At 63.8% G+C, this 15953-nt stretch carries 14 protein-coding genes and 1 tRNA gene; 6 read left to right on the forward strand and 9 right to left on the reverse strand.

All coding sequences use genetic code 11. From position 1 onward, the window contains the following. The first annotated feature begins 254 nt into the window (after positions 1-254). Complete coding sequence (locus P6U27_RS17725; RefSeq protein WP_160118827.1) at positions 255-416, forward strand: hypothetical protein; 162 nt, start codon at positions 255-257, stop codon at positions 414-416. A gap of 496 nt (positions 417-912) precedes the next feature. On the opposite strand, the gene P6U27_RS17730 is transcribed toward P6U27_RS17725, so the two are convergent. The 4 genes from P6U27_RS17730 to P6U27_RS17745 form a co-directional block, all read right to left on the reverse strand. Then, the gene (locus tag P6U27_RS17730) at positions 913-1134 is read right to left on the reverse strand and encodes a hypothetical protein (RefSeq protein ID WP_122403197.1); all 222 of its coding nucleotides are present in this window, start codon (positions 1132-1134) and stop codon (positions 913-915) included. Positions 1135-1371: 237 nt separating this feature from the next. Continuing rightward, a tRNA-Lys gene (locus tag P6U27_RS17735) sits at positions 1372-1447 on the reverse strand. A gap of 293 nt (positions 1448-1740) precedes the next feature. Further along, positions 1741-4410, reverse strand: a complete 2670-nt coding sequence (locus P6U27_RS17740) for a glycosyltransferase (protein ID WP_122403198.1) — start codon at positions 4408-4410, stop codon at positions 1741-1743. Between the two features lie 217 nt (positions 4411-4627). Further along, positions 4628-5224 carry a beta-1-3, beta-1-6-glucan biosynthesis protein gene (locus P6U27_RS17745; protein ID WP_122406664.1) on the reverse strand — a complete coding sequence of 199 codons (597 nt, stop codon included), beginning with the start codon at positions 5222-5224 and terminating at the stop codon, positions 4628-4630. 345 nt (positions 5225-5569) lie between these two features. Here P6U27_RS17745 and P6U27_RS17750 point away from each other — a divergent pair, with 345 nt between their 5' ends. Beyond that, positions 5570-7129, forward strand: coding sequence for a beta-(1-6) glucans synthase (locus P6U27_RS17750; protein WP_122403199.1), 1560 nt, complete (start codon positions 5570-5572; stop codon positions 7127-7129). Here the strand turns inward: P6U27_RS17750 and P6U27_RS17755 are convergent. Together P6U27_RS17755 and P6U27_RS17760 are read right to left on the reverse strand one after the other, a co-directional pair. After that, positions 7089-7469: a hypothetical protein gene (locus P6U27_RS17755; RefSeq protein WP_122403200.1), complete on the reverse strand. Its 381-nt coding sequence runs from the start codon at positions 7467-7469 to the stop codon at positions 7089-7091. The two genes, P6U27_RS17750 and P6U27_RS17755, sit on opposite strands and share 41 nt — an antisense overlap. Before the next feature lie 383 nt (positions 7470-7852). Beyond that, a complete protein-coding gene (locus tag P6U27_RS17760) occupies positions 7853-9247 on the reverse strand; it encodes a hypothetical protein (protein ID WP_407194326.1) in 1395 nt (464 codons plus the stop codon). 173 nt (positions 9248-9420) lie between these two features. Here P6U27_RS17760 and glmU point away from each other — a divergent pair, with 173 nt between their 5' ends. Then, the gene (glmU, locus tag P6U27_RS17765) at positions 9421-10776 is read left to right on the forward strand and encodes a bifunctional UDP-N-acetylglucosamine diphosphorylase/glucosamine-1-phosphate N-acetyltransferase GlmU (protein WP_122403202.1); all 1356 of its coding nucleotides are present in this window, start codon (positions 9421-9423) and stop codon (positions 10774-10776) included. Between the two features lie 153 nt (positions 10777-10929). Here glmU and P6U27_RS17770 read toward each other — a convergent pair whose 3' ends face one another. Further along, positions 10930-11148: a hypothetical protein gene (locus tag P6U27_RS17770; RefSeq protein ID WP_122406665.1), complete on the reverse strand. Its 219-nt coding sequence runs from the start codon at positions 11146-11148 to the stop codon at positions 10930-10932. Positions 11149-11371: 223 nt separating this feature from the next. On the opposite strand from P6U27_RS17770, the gene glmS reads away from it, so the two are divergent. From glmS to P6U27_RS17785, 3 genes are all read left to right on the forward strand, one after another. Then, positions 11372-13198, forward strand: a complete 1827-nt coding sequence (gene glmS / locus P6U27_RS17775; protein WP_122403203.1) for a glutamine--fructose-6-phosphate transaminase (isomerizing) — start codon at positions 11372-11374, stop codon at positions 13196-13198. An 84-nt stretch (positions 13199-13282) separates the two neighbouring features. Beyond that, a complete protein-coding gene (locus tag P6U27_RS17780) occupies positions 13283-14053 on the forward strand; it encodes a DUF502 domain-containing protein (protein WP_122403204.1) in 771 nt (256 codons plus the stop codon). 104 nt (positions 14054-14157) lie between these two features. Beyond that, positions 14158-15012 (forward strand): NAD(P)-dependent oxidoreductase, encoded by an 855-nt coding sequence (locus P6U27_RS17785; protein WP_122403205.1) that lies wholly within the window; start codon positions 14158-14160, stop codon positions 15010-15012. 50 nt (positions 15013-15062) lie between these two features. On the opposite strand, the gene P6U27_RS17790 is transcribed toward P6U27_RS17785, so the two are convergent. Beyond that, positions 15063-15491: a DUF1236 domain-containing protein gene (locus tag P6U27_RS17790; RefSeq protein WP_122403206.1), complete on the reverse strand. Its 429-nt coding sequence runs from the start codon at positions 15489-15491 to the stop codon at positions 15063-15065. Between the two features lie 184 nt (positions 15492-15675). Then, positions 15676-15882: a hypothetical protein gene (locus P6U27_RS17795; RefSeq protein WP_122403207.1), complete on the reverse strand. Its 207-nt coding sequence runs from the start codon at positions 15880-15882 to the stop codon at positions 15676-15678. Between the last annotated feature and the right edge of the window lie 71 nt (positions 15883-15953).

Here is a 15953-nt window from a genome sequence, read left to right on the forward strand (position 1 = left end):
GATGGTTGCGACGGCCTGACGTGTAACCTTTTGCCGTTGAGGCTGCACGAGCAAGAGCTCAACCCGTACCACTGCTGAGAACATCGTTCTGCCTTCGCGCAACGCTTTGCAGCGCCACCGGAGACGAACATTTGAATTGCATTGCTGCTATCAATCTTAACCTCGACTTAAAGGCTCCATCTGATTGCCTTGGTGTGCGTAAAGCAGGATCATTCCGAACGGTCATACGACGCTGTTCGAGAGAGGAGCCTGCGATGACACTGCAGGATGCTTTGGCGGTCTACGTGTATGCTTGGATGAGGGACAAATCTCTCGACGAGGCCCACGAGCAGGTCGTCGACGCGGCGGTGAGGGTCATCGAACAGCAGGCGCGGAAAGCACTGGCAGCGCATTCACAGAGCGACGAAACGGAATAGCGCCGCCGTGTGGTCGCCATATCCGGCGGTGTTGTCGTGCGCAGGGCGGCTCCGCGCCCATCGCTCGCAATCCGGTCCGTCGTTCCAGTGCTTCTGCCGACGGTATGGCCGATCACGATGCTCCACGCAGGATCAGCAGCCTGCATCGTCCGGATGCGGCTCGATTAAGCATTAAGACAATAAGCCAAATTAAATAAATTAAATACTGGACGTGATTTAAATTTGGATTAGAATGAGAATCACTTGGCGCCGGACGAACGCGTCAAGGACCTCCTAGAAGCGGCCCCATTATCCCGCCCTGCTTGCAGCCAAGGATGTAAGGCCGCTTCTAGGGCAAAGTGTGAGGCAAATCATGCACCTGTCACTAGGTGATTTGTGTCTCATCTCCGCAGCAACGGGTGCGCTCCTACTGATTGAGATCGGCGTTCTGATCATCGTGGGTTTGATCTGAGCCAATGAAGAAGAGCGTAGGGACGTTCTGCGGGACAGCTGCATATCAGTTTTCTTTGTAAGCGTGTTCGGCCTCGACGGCGCGGAGCAGGGCGGCAAGGCTGGGATATTCCACGCCATTGCGGACGTAGCGGTTGATGTGCTCGACATAGCTGGCCGATCCGTCGGGCTTGCCGCGCCAGCTGAACAGCAGCACGGCACTGTTGTGCTGGCGCAGTACGTGGCCGGCGCCATTACCGAAATGCTTGCTCATGGCGTGCCGCTTCATGGCCGCACCTCCAACTTCGCCAGCTCCGGCTCGTCCCATTTCCGGAAAGCATCCCGAAGGGAGACGTTCCTATGGTGAGGCGTAATGCCGAGTGCAAGGAAGCTACGGGCAGGACTGCCGAGCTGAGTGGCATATATCTCGGAGCGCTGCGCACGCGCGTAATCGATTTGCCAACACGGTGCCCACATAGAGCTTTTTCAGTGGGCTTGCGATCTAAACTAACTCATTGATCCGGCTTGGTGAGCGCGCTGGGGCTCGAACCCAGGACCCCGTGATTAAAAGTCACGTGCTCTACCGGCTGAGCTACGCGCTCCCATGGCCGCTGATGGCTTTGACGAGATCGCCATCGTGTTCGGACATTCGAGAAGCATGTCTTGCCGCTGCGCTTCAAGTTTGCGTCGCGGGGAAAACCGGCCGTTTCCGGATCATGCTTTCGGTCCGGGCTGTGTAGGGGGATGGGACGCTGAGGTCAATAGCGGGCGTGGTTGCCGAAAGTCTTGGCAGGGACGAAGATTTGCTCGCGGAATCGTTGGCTTAAGCCGGGATTCTCAACCTGATTGGCGGGCCGTCATCCACGCCGAACAGCGAGGATGGACAAGCCGCCCGTCACGTCGGCTCCCGCCGCACCTCGCTCGGCACGGGTTGTGGCGTGCCGACGGGGGTCGGCAGGGCGACCGGGCGTAGGCCGATCAGCTCGGCAGTGCGGATGGCGCTGTCGCGCCAGAACTGGAACGAGTTGATCCGGCTGAGCTCGAGGATGGCGATCGCGACCGCGGCGAGGAACGGCAGGCTTTGCAGCACCAGCACGCCGGCGAAGATGTAGATCTCGGTGATCTGGCGGAAGCTGTTGGAGGCGATCAGCACGCCGGCACCGACCACCAGCAGGGTGCCGATCACGGCCTCCCAGAACGCCTGGAACTCGATCGACATCCTGGACAGGCCGCCTTTGGAGGTACGGGCGAAGGCGATGTGCTCGGTGATCAGGCCCTGCGCCACCGCGCGCGACACCGTCCACTGCACGCTCATCGCCGCGATCATGGCGCCCAGCATCTGGCCGGGCTTGATCGCGACGCGGGCGCGGTACATCGACAGGAAGTGGGCCAGCGAGACGATGAAGGCGCCGATGATCGGCAGCGTCAGGATCTTGTCGGGGATGGCGATGTCGGCAAAGGCGACGATCGGCACCCAGACGAGGTTGAGCAGCGCCACGACGACGCCGAGGCTTTCGGCGCCCAGCCAGTTGAGCCAGCCCAAGCCATATTCTCGCTTCTGGTCGGGCGTCAGCCGACTCGAACCGGGCAGGAAACGGCGCCAGTGCTTCTTGACGATCTGGAGGCCGCCATAGGCCCAGCGGTGCCGCTGCTTCTTGAAGGCCTCGTAGGTGTCGGGCAACAGGCCCGCCCCGTAGCGGGTGTTGGTGTAGTGGGTGGTCCAGCCGAGCTCCTGGATCGCAAGGCCGAGATCGGAATCCTCGCAGATCGTGTCCGACGACCAGCCGCCGGCCATGTCCATCGCGGCGCGGCGGATCAGGCACATGGTGCCGTGCACGATGATGGCGTTGGCCTCGTTGCGCTGGACCATGCCGATGTCGAAGAAGCCGGCATATTCGCCGTTCATGATGTAGTGCATGATCGACAGATCGCCGTCGCGATGCTCCTGCGGCGCCTGCACGAGGCCGACGCGCGGATCGGCGAATGCCGGCACGAGGTCGTTCAGCCAGTCGGGCTCGACGACATAGTCGGCATCGAGGATGCCGATGATCTCGGCATCCGCCGCGGTCCGATCCATCGCAATGCGCAGCGCGCCGGCCTTGAAACCCTGCACCTTCTCGGCGTTGATGAACTTGAAGCGTTCACCGAGCGCACGGCAATGGTCCTGGATCGGCTGCCAGAAGGCGGGATCCGGCGTGTTGTTGATGATGACCACGCATTCGTAGTTCGGATAGTTCAGCCGCGACAGCGCATCCAGCGTCTGCTTGAGCATGTCGACCGGCTCGAAATAAGCGGGGATGTGGATCGAGACTTTGGGATAGTAATTCTCCGGCACGTTCTCGACCGGCTTGCCCTTGGAGAGCAGCCGCTGCGGCGGCCGGCCGAAGGCGACGGCCGCGATCTCGTCGATGCGCGCCATCGCAATGAGAACAAGGGGAACAAGGAGGATCATGCCGAGCGTCAGCGCGAAGGCCGAGCCGAAGATGAAGTAATGGCTGTTCCAGAACGCGAACACGGTCGCCGCCCAGGCACCGACGCCGTTGGCGGTCGCCGAGAGCAGGAAGGCCTGCTTCGCGGTCGCTTTTTCGATCCGCAGGATCGGCAGTGACAGCAGGACGCCGACCAACAGCGCGATGCCCATCAGCTTCCAATAGTCGGGGTTTTCCACCGGGCCGGTCCAGGCGAATTTCGGCTCGCGGCTGGCATTGAGGATGCCCCAGTAGGGGCCGACGCCGCCTTCGAAGAACTTCCAGGGCTGATCGATGGCTTCGACGATGTTGTATTCCATGCCGATGGCTTCGGCGCGGGTGACGAAGTTGCGCAGGATCAGCGCCTGCTGGAACGGGCCCGGATCGGCGTTACGCAAATTGTAGCCCTGGCTCGGCCAGCCGAACTCGGCGATCACGATGCGCTTGCCCGGGAAAAGGTTGCGCAGGAGGTTGTAGCGGTCGACGGCCTGGTCGACCGCCTGGTCCGAACGGAAGTTTTCCCAGTAGGGCAGAACGTGCGCGGCGATGAAATCGACGTTGGAGGCAAGGTCCGGATTGTCGCGCCAGATATTCCAGATCTCGCCGGTGGTGACGGGCACGCGGACCGAGCCCTTCACCTTCTTGATCATGTCGATGAGGTCTTCGACCTTCTGCTCGCCGCGGTAGATCACCTCGTTGCCGACCACGACGCCGACGACGTTGCTGTTCTTGCGGGCGAGCTCGATGGCGGCCTTGATCTCGCGCTCGTTGCGATCCTTGTCCTTGTCGATCCAGGCGCCGACGGTGACCTTGAGGCCGAACTCGGCGGCGATCGGCGGCACCAGTTCCACGCCGCCCGTGGACGAATACAGGCGGATCGCGCGCGTCATGGTCGACAGCGTCTTCAGGTCGGCGCGGATTTTCTCGACGGTCGGAATGTTGTCGATGTCGGGGTGGGCCGAGCCTTCGAACGGTGCGTAGGACACACTGGGCAGGAGGCCCTTGAAGTCGGGCGCGGGTTTCTGGTCGCGCAGGACTCCCCACAGACCAGCGTGAAGCGCGGACACAAGCAACAGAACGGCGGCGACAACGCGCATCGCGGCTAGACCAAAAGGGGCTGAGGTGGCAGGGAAGCGGATCCGACCCCGAGATCCGACCGTGTCCCCGGCAAAGGGAGCATACCTCTGCCGCGCGGTTTCACAACTGTCATGGCCTCATGTCCTTATGAGGGCATGGTCTTTTCGAACGACGCGCGGCAGTGCCAACCGCGTCTATGGCTGATCGTTCCTGAACGGCAGGTGAAACGACCCTCGCCTATTTCTGCGGCGCCGGCGTCGGACTTGCTGCAGGCGAGGGGCTCGCGGCCGGCTGCGGTGCCGGCGAATTGCCGGCTGCCGGTGCCGCCGGCTGAGAGGCCGTGGCCGCCGCCTGCTGCGGCTGGGCGGCCGGATTGATCCAGCACGCGTGCACGCGGCTGTCCAGCGTTTCGGCGACCTTGGGGTCGATCTGCCCGCCGAATCGGGTCAGGCAGCGGAACGCGGCCTGGATGTGGCCGCCCGGGCAGCCGAAACGGTCGTAGAGGTCGAGATGGCGAAACGCGGTGTCGAGATCATCCCGCCACATCAGCCGCACCACGCGCCGGCCGAGCCAGACGCATTCGGGGTTGCCGGCCGGGCCGTTGATGACCTGGGCCGCTTCGGCGAATTCGTCGGTGCGGCGCTGGTTCTGGGCGGCATCCTTGGCGGCGGCGTCGGCGGGCTGGGCAGCCGCCTTGCCCTGGTCAGGGGTCGGTGTGCCGCTCTGGGCGGAGACGCCGCCAAGACCGGCGAGAAGGAGAAGGGAGGAGACGGCCAAGGTGGCGGCGAACTGCCGCAGGACCGCATTTCGTGACTCGAACACCCGTTGCCGCATGAATTCCCCAATGTATCCGCTGGCCGTCCGCATCAGGATCCCGCGGACGCGCCGGTGATGGCGTCCAAATGGGTCTCCAATGCGGCGGAAAAGTCTTTGCGAGTCCATGACCTGTATTTCGAATTTTGTCCAGCAAAGTCACAATCCTAGAGCACGGTCGAACGGCCGCAGCCAGATTCCTTTTTGGGGGAGGGGCGGATCCGCAGAGTGGATCGGCATTTGGACCACCCCCTTGGCAGATGGCGTGCGAGCAGGTAATCGACGGACCCTTCGCGGAGGACGGAACCGATTTCTCTTCGTACGCCACTGGCGCTTCTGCTCGTTTCGTTGGGTGCGATCGCTGCCGTGTGGTGGTGGCTTGCCACGCCGATCACACTCGCGCGCGCCCCGATCGACCCCGCCGACAAGGTCCAATGCGTCTCCTACGCGCCGTTCCGCGGCGAGCAGTCGCCGCTGGACGCATGGACTCATATCGAAGCCGACCAGATCGAGCAGGACCTGCGCCAGCTCAAGCAAATCACCGACTGCGTTCGCACCTATTCGATGGAGAACGGGCTCGATCAGGTTCCGGCGATCGCCGCCAAAGTCGGCGGGTTGAAAGTGCTCCAGGGCATCTGGCTCTCCAGCAACCGCACCAAGAATTTCGAACAGGCCGGGCTCGCCATTCGCCTCACCAAGCAATTCCCCGACGTCATCACCGCGGTCATCGTCGGCAACGAGGTGCTGCTGCGCGGTGAAATGACGACGGCGGATCTCGTCTCGATCATCCGCCTGGTGAAGACGCAGGTCAGCGTGCCCGTGACCTATGCCGACGTCTGGGAATACTGGCTGAGGAATCGCGAGGTCTCCGACGCCGTCGACTTCGTCACCATCCACATCCTGCCTTATTGGGAGGATTTCCCCGTGAGGGCGAAATTCGCCTCCGCCCATGTCGAGGCGATCCGCGAGCGCATGGCGGTGGCGTTCCCCGGCAAGGAGATCCTGATCGGCGAAACCGGCTGGCCGAGCGAGGGCCGCATGCGCGACGGCGCGCTGCCGTCGCGAACCAACCAGGCGCGTGTCGTCTCGGAAATCCTGGGCCTTGCCAAGGCGCAGAAGTTTCGCGTCAATCTGATCGAATCCTACGACCAGCCGTGGAAGCGCAGGCTGGAAGGCACGGTCGGCGGCTATTGGGGCCTGTATGACTCGGTGCGCCGGAGCCTGAAATATCCGCCGGGAGAGCCGATCAGCAATTTCCCGTACTGGAAATGGTACATGGGCGCGGGCATGGGCCTTTCCGCGCTGGTGTTCGCCGTCGCACTGATCACGCTGCGCCGGAGGCCGTGGACGCCACGCTTCTCGTCCTGGCTCGGCGTCGGCATCTCGGCGACGACTGCCGGCATCCTGCTCGGGATCGGCGCGGACAAGATGTATTACGAGAGCTACGGGATCGGCGGCTGGCTGCTCTGGGGCGCGCTGTTGCTTGCCGGCATCCTGTCGCCGATCTTCTGTGCGCAGGCGATGGTGATCGGCCGCAGCCTTCCGACCTTCCTCGATCTGCTCGGCCCGCGCGAGGGCCGGAAATGGTCGAAGCTCACCGCGGTACTCGGCCTCACGCTCGCGGCGACGGCGGTGATCGCGGCAGCGACCGCGCTCGGCTTCGTGTTCGACCCGCGCTACAAGGATTTTCCCTACGCTTCGCTGACGATGGCGGTGGTGCCGTTCGCGCTTTTGATGCTGAACCGGCCGCAGATCGGCCAGCGTCCGATCGCGGAAGCCGCGTTCGCGGGCGTGCTGGCGTTGTCGGCCGCGTATGTGCTGGTCAACGAAGGCCGTGACAATTGGCAGTCGCTGTGGACCTGCGCGATCTATCTCTTGTTCGCTCTCACGCTGTGGCGGGCGCGGGCCGAGCAAATCCAAGAATGAAGAGGCCGATCGCCAGGCCCGACAGCACGACATTGTAGAGCACGATGCCGAGACCGGCGGCGACGACGCCGACGGTGAGCAGAACGATCGACGGTCGCATCAGGTTCAGCGTCGCCACCACCAGCGCGACGATCCCGAACACCGAATTCTTGAACAGGACGGTCGCAACCGAACGCCCCTTGCAGATCAGCGTCTGAAGGCCGGCGTCGCAGGCAAGCGCGACCTGCGACAGCTCGATCGCGAGATAGCGCAGATAAAGCGCATAGCCGACGGAGACGAAGCCGACGACGATCAGGAACTGCACCTGGTAGGGCGTGAGGCGGAAGGGCTTTTTGGTCATGGCGGCAATATGGTCGGGATGGCGCGGGCAGGCAACAGGGCAGGCCGAAGTTTCTGTTCGACGCGCGGGCTACAATCCCTTTGACCGATCATCTTGCGGCGCGCGCCATGCGCTCAGACAGGGCAACGGCGCCGACCAGGTCGGCGCCGTCCGGCGGATGCCGCGAGAACAGCTGCCGTTGCGATGATGAATGTCTTCACCTGTGTCTCCCTTGGTCATGGAGGCGGGCACGAGCGATTTCGCATGTCGGCCGCTTCGGTTCACGACCGGGACAACTTGGCAATCGGCGGCTGGTTTCCATGACGGACTGAGATCTGAGTCCGCCTGCGCGCGCGACAGGATACCGTCATCCAGCGTGCGTTCAGGTGGAAGCGGAGTCCATCCTAGCGCCTGAAGAACGACGACAGCGTCGATCCTGTGGATGCTGACGACGCCTCCGGTTTCGCCGGCGCCGGCGCAGGCTGCGCCGCGGGAGCGGGCGCGGGCTCCTCGTGCTTCGAGCGTTTTGAGGAATAGCTGCGGCGGCGCTGCGGCTTCTCGGGCTTTGCGCTCGGCGGGGGCGCGGTTTCGGCTTGCGGGACCGCGTCCTGGTTCTTCTCCGAACTCTTCTCTTGAGCCCTGTCTTGAGTTTTCTCTTGCGCTTTTTCTTGCCCTTTTTCTTGCGCTTTTTCTTGCGCTTTGTCCTGACCGCCACGCATCGACAGGCGCTGGCCGTCGAATATGGTGGTCTCGCAGTGGCGGTCGCTCTCGGCGAGGCCGGCGCAGAATTTTGCCGCGACGGCGGCGTTGACCAGGGGGCCGGCCCCCAAGCGGAGCTGCATGCCGAGGCCGGTGGTGCCTTCCTTGATCATGATGATCGGCCGCAGCGCGGCGATCTCGGGATTGGACTTGGTCAGGCTGCGCCAGAGCGCGCGCAGGCCGTCGATCGAGTTGGCGCCGCCGAGATCGATCGCAAAGCGCGTCTGCTGAACCGCGATCGCTGCGGATTCGCTCTCGGCTGCGTCGGGCGGCTTGGTTGCCGCCGCGACGACCTCAGCCGCGCCGGACGCCGGCTCGGCCTTCTTCTCAGCGGGCTTTTCAGCTGCCTCGGGTTGAACCAGTTTCGATGCGGCCGGATCCGGCGGCGCCATGAGCGACTTGGACGGCACCAGGGGAATGGTCGGCAGCGCGGAGTTCATTGCCGGCGTCTGTTGCACGAGCGAGGCGGCGGCCGCGGTCTGCGGCGGTGGGCTCGCCGGCTCTTTCAACGTTTGCGTCGCAGTGTCCTTCTGAGAATCCTTGGCGGCTTCGGTGCGCGGCTTCTCGCCCGCCGGCGTCGGGGTCGAGGCGACCGGCGCGACGCTGGGTGCTGGCGCTGCGTCCTGCGGCTTCAGGCCCAGCGGCGTGGCGGTTTGCTTGGCAATGGCGCCGGTGACGGAATCGAGCCCTTGCTCGAGGACGGTGACGCGCGAATACAGGCGGTCGCGGTCGCTGTTCAACGTCTCGATGGCGGCGGCGAGTCGGCGCGCCTCGTTCTGGCTCTCCTTCGTCAGCATCTGGAGCCGGTCGGCCTGGTGCGCGAGATCGACGGACGCAACCTGGTCGCGTCGCCAGCCGAGCTGGGCCTGGTTGGCCATCACGGCAAGGACGACGGCGCCCACGGCCGCCACGCCCCACGAGCCCAGCCGCCACATCATACGCCGGTCGAGCGCGTTTTCCTCGGCCAGAAGTCCGGAGAACAGCCCGCCGGTCTCCTTGGTGCCGAAGGCATCCGCCAGTGGGTCGGAATCCTTTGCCATGAATATTAAGCGCCCAGCCCTGTCCGGCTTCCCCGAATCAATCAGGGAACATTAACAGGAAAAGCGCGCCGCACTTGAATTCCGGGCGTTTGCGGGGGTAGCAAGGCGATAGCTTCTGAGGGCCTCGCTGCCCGTCGCGCCGAATTGATTCGGCACTATCTGTCAGGATTTCGATGACCGCCCGTTCCAGTCTCACGATCGTGCTCGCCGCCGGCGAAGGCACGCGCATGCGATCGAGCCTGCCGAAGGTGCTGCATCCCGTGGCTTCTCGGACGCTGCTCGCCCATGTGCTCGCTGCGGCGCCCAAAGAAACCGGCAGCTCGCTGGCGGTGGTGGTCGGCCCCGATCATCAGGCAGTCGTGGAGGAGGCAAAGCGCATCCGCCCCGACGCGCTCACCTTCGTGCAGGGCGAACGCCTTGGCACCGCGCATGCGGTGCTGGCGGCGCGGGAGGCAATCGCGCGAGGCGCGGATGATCTCCTCATTGCCTTCGGCGACACGCCGCTGATCTCGGCCGAGACCTTTGCGCGGCTGCGCGCGCCGCTCGCAAGGGGCGCCGCAATCGCCGCGCTCGGCTTCCGCGCCGCCGATCCCACCGGTTATGGCCGCTTCATCGTCGAGGGCGAGCGTCTGGTCGCGATCCGCGAGCAGGCCGACGCCAGCGCAGAGGAGCGCAAGATCGAGCTGTGCAACGCCGGCGTGATGGCGATGGATGGGCGCCGGGCGCTCGACATCCTCGGACAGATCGGTAATGCCAATTCCAAGGGCGAATATTATCTGACGGACGCGGTCGAAATCGTCCGCAAGCAGGGATGGGAGTCCGTGGTGATCGAGACCAGCGAGGACGAGGTGCGCGGCATCAACACCAAGGCACAGCTTGCCGAAGCAGAAAGCGTGATGCAGGCGCGATTGCGCAAAGCGGCGATGGAGGCCGGCGTCACGCTGATCGCGCCGGAGACGGTGTATCTGTCCGCCGATACCGTGTTCGGCAAGGACGTGACCATCGAGCCATTCGTGGTAATCGGCCCCGGCGTGTCGATCGCGGACGGCACGGTGATCCATTCGTTCTCGCATATCGTCGAGACCAAGCTCGGCAAGAAGGTGTCGATCGGCCCCTATGCGCGGCTGCGGCCCGGCACCTCGCTCGGCGACGGCGCTCGCATCGGCAATTTCGTGGAGACGAAGGCGGCGACGCTGGAGGCCGGCGTCAAGGTCAACCATCTCTCCTACATCGGCGACGCCACCGTCGGCGCCAATTCCAACATCGGCGCCGGCACCATCACCTGCAACTATGACGGATTCAAAAAGCACAAGACGGTGATCGGGCAGGGCGCCTTCGTCGGCACCAACTCCTCGCTGGTCGCACCGGTGACAATCGGCAACGGCGCCTATATCGGCTCGGGCTCGGTGATCACGAAGGATGTACCCGACGACGCGATGGCGCTGGAGCGCAACCAGCAGACCATCCGCGAAGGCGGCGCCGCTCGCTATCGCGAGATGAAGACCGGCGGCAAGAAGCCGGAGAAATGAGCGGCGCTTCTATTGTGTCGCAGCACACTGCGACCTCATCCTGAGGGCCCGCTGGAAGCGGGCGTCTCGAAGGATGGCCGCGAGCGAGATGCGGGCCTTCATGGTTCGAGACGCGCTTCGCGCTCCTCACCTTGGGGGTCTTCTTATGCCGCCTTATTCGTCGTCGGCGAATTCGGAGAAGATGGCGCGGGTCAGGCGCCAGCCGCGGGGCTTGGCGCGCTTGGCCGGTTCGCCTCGCACATGCTTGACGAAGACCGGCTTGCTTTCCTTGCCGCGCTGGGGCGGCGGCCAATGCGCAAGGTGCGTGCCCGTTGTCTCGCTGGCGCGCAGATACATCGACGACAGACCCTTGCGGTCGGACGAGCCTTTCATGGGCTTGTTCTCCTGACTGGAATCGTTGGTCAAACATGTTGACAACGAGTTAACGCGCGCGGTTTAAGGCCTGCCAATTCGACGCAGGCGAAGTAGGGGGCGCGGGCCCCGTGCTGTCTCAATCAGCAATAATTATTGAGTTTCCGGTTCCTTGGGAACTTCGCTAAAAATCGAGCGCGTCGTTTAGGCGATTTTTCGACGGATTTGGGGGATAGTGATCCGCATGTGCGGAATTGTCGGCATTCTCGGTCGCGAAGCGGTTGCAGAGCAACTGGTGGATTCGCTCAAACGTCTCGAATATCGCGGTTACGATTCCGCGGGCGTTGCCACGCTCGAGGGCAAGCACCTGGAGCGTCGCCGCGCCGAGGGCAAGCTGAAGAATCTGGAGAAGCGGCTCGAGGCCGAGCCGCTCAAGGGCACCACCGGCATCGGGCATACCCGCTGGGCCACCCACGGCAAGCCGACCGTCAACAACGCCCATCCGCACGCGACCGAGCATGTCGCCGTGGTGCACAACGGCATCATCGAGAATTTTCGCGAGCTGCGCGAGGAGCTCGAGGCGAAGGGCACGGTGTTCCACACCGAGACCGACACCGAGATCGTGCTGCATCTCGTCGACGAACTGCTGGCGCGCGGCAACAAGCCGGTGGAAGCCGTCAAGCTGACGCTGGCGCGCCTGCGCGGCGCCTTCGCGCTCGGCTTCATCTTCGCCGGCGACAATGACCTCATGATCGGTGCCCGCAACGGACCGCCGCTGGCGATCGGTTACGGCGACGGCGAGATGTATCTCGGCTCCGATGCCATCGCGCTCGGGCCGTTCACCGATACGATCAGCTATCTCGAGGACGGCGACTGGGTTGTGCTGACCCGCAACAGCGCAACGATCTTCGACAAGGACGGCTACACCGTCCAGCGCGACAAGATCAGGCACGCCGCCTCGACTTCGCTGGTCGACAAGGCCAACTATCGCCACTTCATGGCGAAGGAGATCCACGAGCAGCCGGAAGTGGTTGGCCACACGCTGGCACGCTACGTCGATATGGCGACCGAGCGCGTCGCGCTGCCGGTCAAGCTCCCCTTCGACTTCAAGAACATCCAGCGCATCAACATCACGGCGTGCGGCACCGCGAGCTATGCCGGTTTCGTCGCAAAATACTGGTTCGAGCGCTTCGCGCGTGTGCCGGTCGAGGTCGACGTCGCCTCCGAATTCCGCTACCGCGAGACGCCCTTGCGCAAGGGCGACCTCGCCATCTTCATCTCGCAATCGGGCGAGACCGCCGACACCCTGGCCGCGCTGCGCTATGCCAAGGCCGAGGGCGTGCACACGATCGCCGTCGTCAACGTGCCGACCTCGACGATCGCGCGCGAGAGCGAAATCGTGCTGCCGACGCTGGCCGGTCCCGAGATCGGCGTTGCTTCAACCAAGGCCTTCACCTGTCAGCTCATGGTGCTGGCAAACCTTGCGATCGCGGCCGGCAAGGCCCGTGGCAAATTGTCCGAGGAGGACGAGACCGAGCTGGTCCATGGCCTCGTCGAGGTCCCGCGCCTGATGGCAGACGCGCTCACCACCGAGCTCCAGATCGAGAAGCTCGCCCACCGGATCGCCAAGTCGCGCGACGTGCTCTATCTCGGTCGCGGCACCAGCTTCCCGCTGGCGCTCGAAGGCGCGCTGAAGCTGAAGGAGATCTCCTACATTCATGCCGAAGGCTATGCCGCCGGGGAGCTCAAGCACGGGCCGATCGCGCTGATCGACGAGACCATGCCGGTCGTCGTCATCGCACCCCACGACCGCGTGTTCGAGAAGACCGTTTCCAACATGCAGGAAGTCGCCGCGCGCGGCGGCAACATCATCCTGATGACCGACGCCAAGGGCGCAGCGGAGGCGACCGTCGAGTCCCTCGTCACCATCGTCATGCCCGATATGGCAGCGGCCTTCACGCCGATGGTCTATGCCGTCCCCGTGCAGCTGCTCGCCTATCACACGGCTGTCGTGATGGGGACCGATGTCGACCAGCCGCGCAACCTCGCGAAATCAGTGACCGTGGAGTAGGCAGACGGGATATCGGTCAGTCGCAGTCTTCCAAAACCTGCTAGAAGACCCTAGCTTGTTTGAAGCGACCGACCTGGAACCCGAATGACCCCCCGCGACGACGCGCCTGCGCCTCTTGACCCCGTTCCGGAACCGCATACCGGCCTGATGGGCCGCTTCCGCAACTATTTTCTCACCGGCCTCGTGGTGACGGGACCGATCGCGATCACCCTCTATCTGGTCTGGTGGTTCGTCACCTGGGTCGATGGCGTGGTGCGGCCGTTCGTGCCGCTGGCCTATCGGCCGGAAACCTATCTGCCCTATGGCGTCCCCGGCTGGGGACTGATTGTCGCATTCTTCACGCTGACGCTGGTCGGCTTCCTCGCGGCCAATTTGATCGGCCGCACGCTGGTGGATGTCGGCGAGACCTTCCTGGGCCGGATCCCTGCGGTGCGTGCCATTTACCGCGGCCTGAAGCAGGTGTTCGAGACGCTGTTCTCGGGCAAAGGCTCGAGCTTCCGCAAAGTCGGCCTCGTCGAATTTCCCTCGCCGGGCATGTGGTCGATCGTGCTGATCTCGCAATCGCCGAACGAGGACATCGCACGCAACCTGCCGGGACAGGAGGAGCACGTCTCGGTGTTCCTGCCGTGCTCGCCAAACCCGACCACCGGTTTCTTCTTCTATGTTCCGAAGAGCAAGATCATCGAGGTCGACCTCAGCGCCGAGGATGCCGCGACGCTGATCATGTCGGCCGGCGTGGTGCAGCCGGGCTCGGCACCCGATCCGAAGAAGGCGGCGGCGCTTGCCGGCGTGGCGAACGCCGCGCGTATTGCCAATGCCTCCAAGCTCCAACCCGAGCCTGCGAAGGCGGAGTAGGGCTATTCCGTCGCGGGATGGCCACGACCACGCGGCCGCATTCGGCCTCTGCTATTCTCGGGTTGAACCGAGCGTGCCGCTCGGAAGTCGACCTGGAGTGCACGATGTCCAAAACCATTGCGATCCTCGCCCCCGGTGCCATGGGCAGTGCCGTGGCCCGCCGGCTCAGCGAAAACGGCGCACGCGTGCTGACGTCGCTGAAGGGCCGGAGCGAGGCGACGCTGAAACGGGCGGCAGACGCCGGCATGGTCGGCGCCGAGGACGATGAGATTGCGGACGCCGACATCATCCTCTCGATCGTGCCGCCGGGCGAAGCCGTCGCGCTGGCCGAACGCCTTGCCTCGCTGATCGTCAGGCGCGAGAAGAAGCCGGTCGTGGTCGACTGCAACGCCGTCAATGTCGATACGGTGCAAAGAATCGAGGAGATCATCGGCTCGGCGCAGGCGCCGTTCGTCGATGCCGGCATCATCGGATTTCCGCCGCAGCCCGGCGGCAAGGGCCCCGCCTTCTACATGTCGGGCGAGCATGCCAAGGACGTCGGCGTGCTGAAAGACCTCGGTCTCGACGTGCGGATCGTCGAAGGCCCGGTCGGCGCGGCCTCTGCGCTCAAGATGTCCTACGCCGGCATCGTCAAGGGCCTCGCCGGCATCGGCTCGGCCATGGTGATTGCGGCCACGAAGGCAGGCGCAGCCGATGCGCTCCGCGACGAGCTCGCGCTCAGCCAGCCTGCAATTCTGGCACGCCTCGAAGTGGCGTTGCCGGACATGATCCCGAAGGCGTATCGCTGGGTCGCCGAGATGCGGGAGATTTCGGGATTCTTGGGGCCGGATCATCCGGCCAGCCAGATCTATGAAGGCTTTGCGAAGTGGTTCGAGCATCTGGCGGAGGATGCGAACGGTGAGGCGGCGGACGCCGCGCTGATGAAGGCGTTCGCGGCGAATGTCCCGAAGAAGGACTAGAGCCTACCTGTATGCGCGATCTGTCGAATGTCTTGCGCCAAGACCTTGGGCTAGGACAGTGGTTGCGTCTCCGAGAACATATCGACGATCTTGTTGGTCATGCCGTCCACGATCAGCACCTGATCCTTCATCTTGACGTACATATAATCGCGCAGCTCCGGCAATTGCGCGAGCACCTGCGCGGGCAGTCCTTGAGCCTTGACACCTTTTGGAAGCGTTGCGCCAACGGCAGGGGTAAAGTCCTTGGCTGGCTGGGTGGTCTTCAGCCGGAACTGGATATCGTTATGCTCGGTCAGCACGGTCTTGCGGATCTGCTCGCGCTGCGCGTTGGTGAGGCTGAGTTTCGGCAGGGATGGATGTTGCGATATCGTTGTGCCGTCGCTCAATTCAACTGCACCTTGCCCACCCGGTTGCGCGAGCGATACTGCGGGCGCGCCGAGTAAGATCGCGAGCGCGGCGATGGTGGTGGGAGCCCTCATGGTCTGCTCCTTCCTGTCTGCGCCGCCCTTGATTAATTAACAGGGCGATAGTGCGTCCGTTCCGCGGCCCCGGGATCGGGCTACGCCAAGAGTTCTGTGCGTGCACACAAAGCGGCAACGGCGGGTGTGTGCTGGACCGCCTTGACCGAGTATCGCTTCCCGTCGGCATTGCGCTGGCGACGGATCAGCCTGGATTGGCCCATATGCGCCAATGGGTCGGCTGAATGTCGGCGTGCGTTTTGCCCGTTCGATCGACCCAATTGGATCCGTCCTTGTGACAAGGAAAAGGAAGCGAGTGGACGATACCATCAAAGTCCAGCGCGCAGATTTCGAGATCTCCGTCTGAGGGAGCCGTCGAAGTGGACTGCCATTCGGTGGAGATGAACTGCATGATCTACCTCCAGCAGGGGATGTGGGGACAGTTCCAATATAATCTTTAGCACCAGTGATCGGTCCCTGAAT

It is taken from the genome of Bradyrhizobium sp. STM 3566, assembly GCF_045571445.1.
Taxonomy (GTDB): Bacteria; Pseudomonadota; Alphaproteobacteria; order Rhizobiales; family Xanthobacteraceae; genus Bradyrhizobium; species Bradyrhizobium vignae.

Bases quoted from the DNA above. Each gene is read 5' to 3' on its own strand.
- P6U27_RS17770 (WP_122406665.1), bottom strand. From the start codon at position 11,148: ATGAAAGGCTCGTCCGACCGCAAGGGTCTGTCGTCGATGTATCTGCGC.
- P6U27_RS17755 (WP_122403200.1), bottom strand. From the start codon at position 7,469: ATGACCAAAAAGCCCTTCCGCCTCACGCCCTACCAGGTGCAGTTCCTG.
- P6U27_RS17760 (WP_407194326.1), bottom strand. From the start codon at position 9,247: ATGGCAAAGGATTCCGACCCACTGGCGGATGCCTTCGGCACCAAGGAG.
- P6U27_RS17780 (WP_122403204.1), top strand. From the start codon at position 13,283: ATGACCCCCCGCGACGACGCGCCTGCGCCTCTTGACCCCGTTCCGGAA.
- P6U27_RS17725 (WP_160118827.1), top strand. From the start codon at position 255: ATGACACTGCAGGATGCTTTGGCGGTCTACGTGTATGCTTGGATGAGG.
- P6U27_RS17790 (WP_122403206.1), bottom strand. From the start codon at position 15,491: ATGAGGGCTCCCACCACCATCGCCGCGCTCGCGATCTTACTCGGCGCG.
- P6U27_RS17785 (WP_122403205.1), top strand. From the start codon at position 14,158: ATGTCCAAAACCATTGCGATCCTCGCCCCCGGTGCCATGGGCAGTGCC.
- P6U27_RS17745 (WP_122406664.1), bottom strand. From the start codon at position 5,224: ATGCGGCAACGGGTGTTCGAGTCACGAAATGCGGTCCTGCGGCAGTTC.
- glmU (WP_122403202.1), top strand. From the start codon at position 9,421: ATGACCGCCCGTTCCAGTCTCACGATCGTGCTCGCCGCCGGCGAAGGC.
- P6U27_RS17795 (WP_122403207.1), bottom strand. From the start codon at position 15,882: ATGCAGTTCATCTCCACCGAATGGCAGTCCACTTCGACGGCTCCCTCA.
- glmS (WP_122403203.1), top strand. From the start codon at position 11,372: ATGTGCGGAATTGTCGGCATTCTCGGTCGCGAAGCGGTTGCAGAGCAA.
- P6U27_RS17740 (WP_122403198.1), bottom strand. From the start codon at position 4,410: ATGCGCGTTGTCGCCGCCGTTCTGTTGCTTGTGTCCGCGCTTCACGCT.
- P6U27_RS17730 (WP_122403197.1), bottom strand. From the start codon at position 1,134: ATGAAGCGGCACGCCATGAGCAAGCATTTCGGTAATGGCGCCGGCCAC.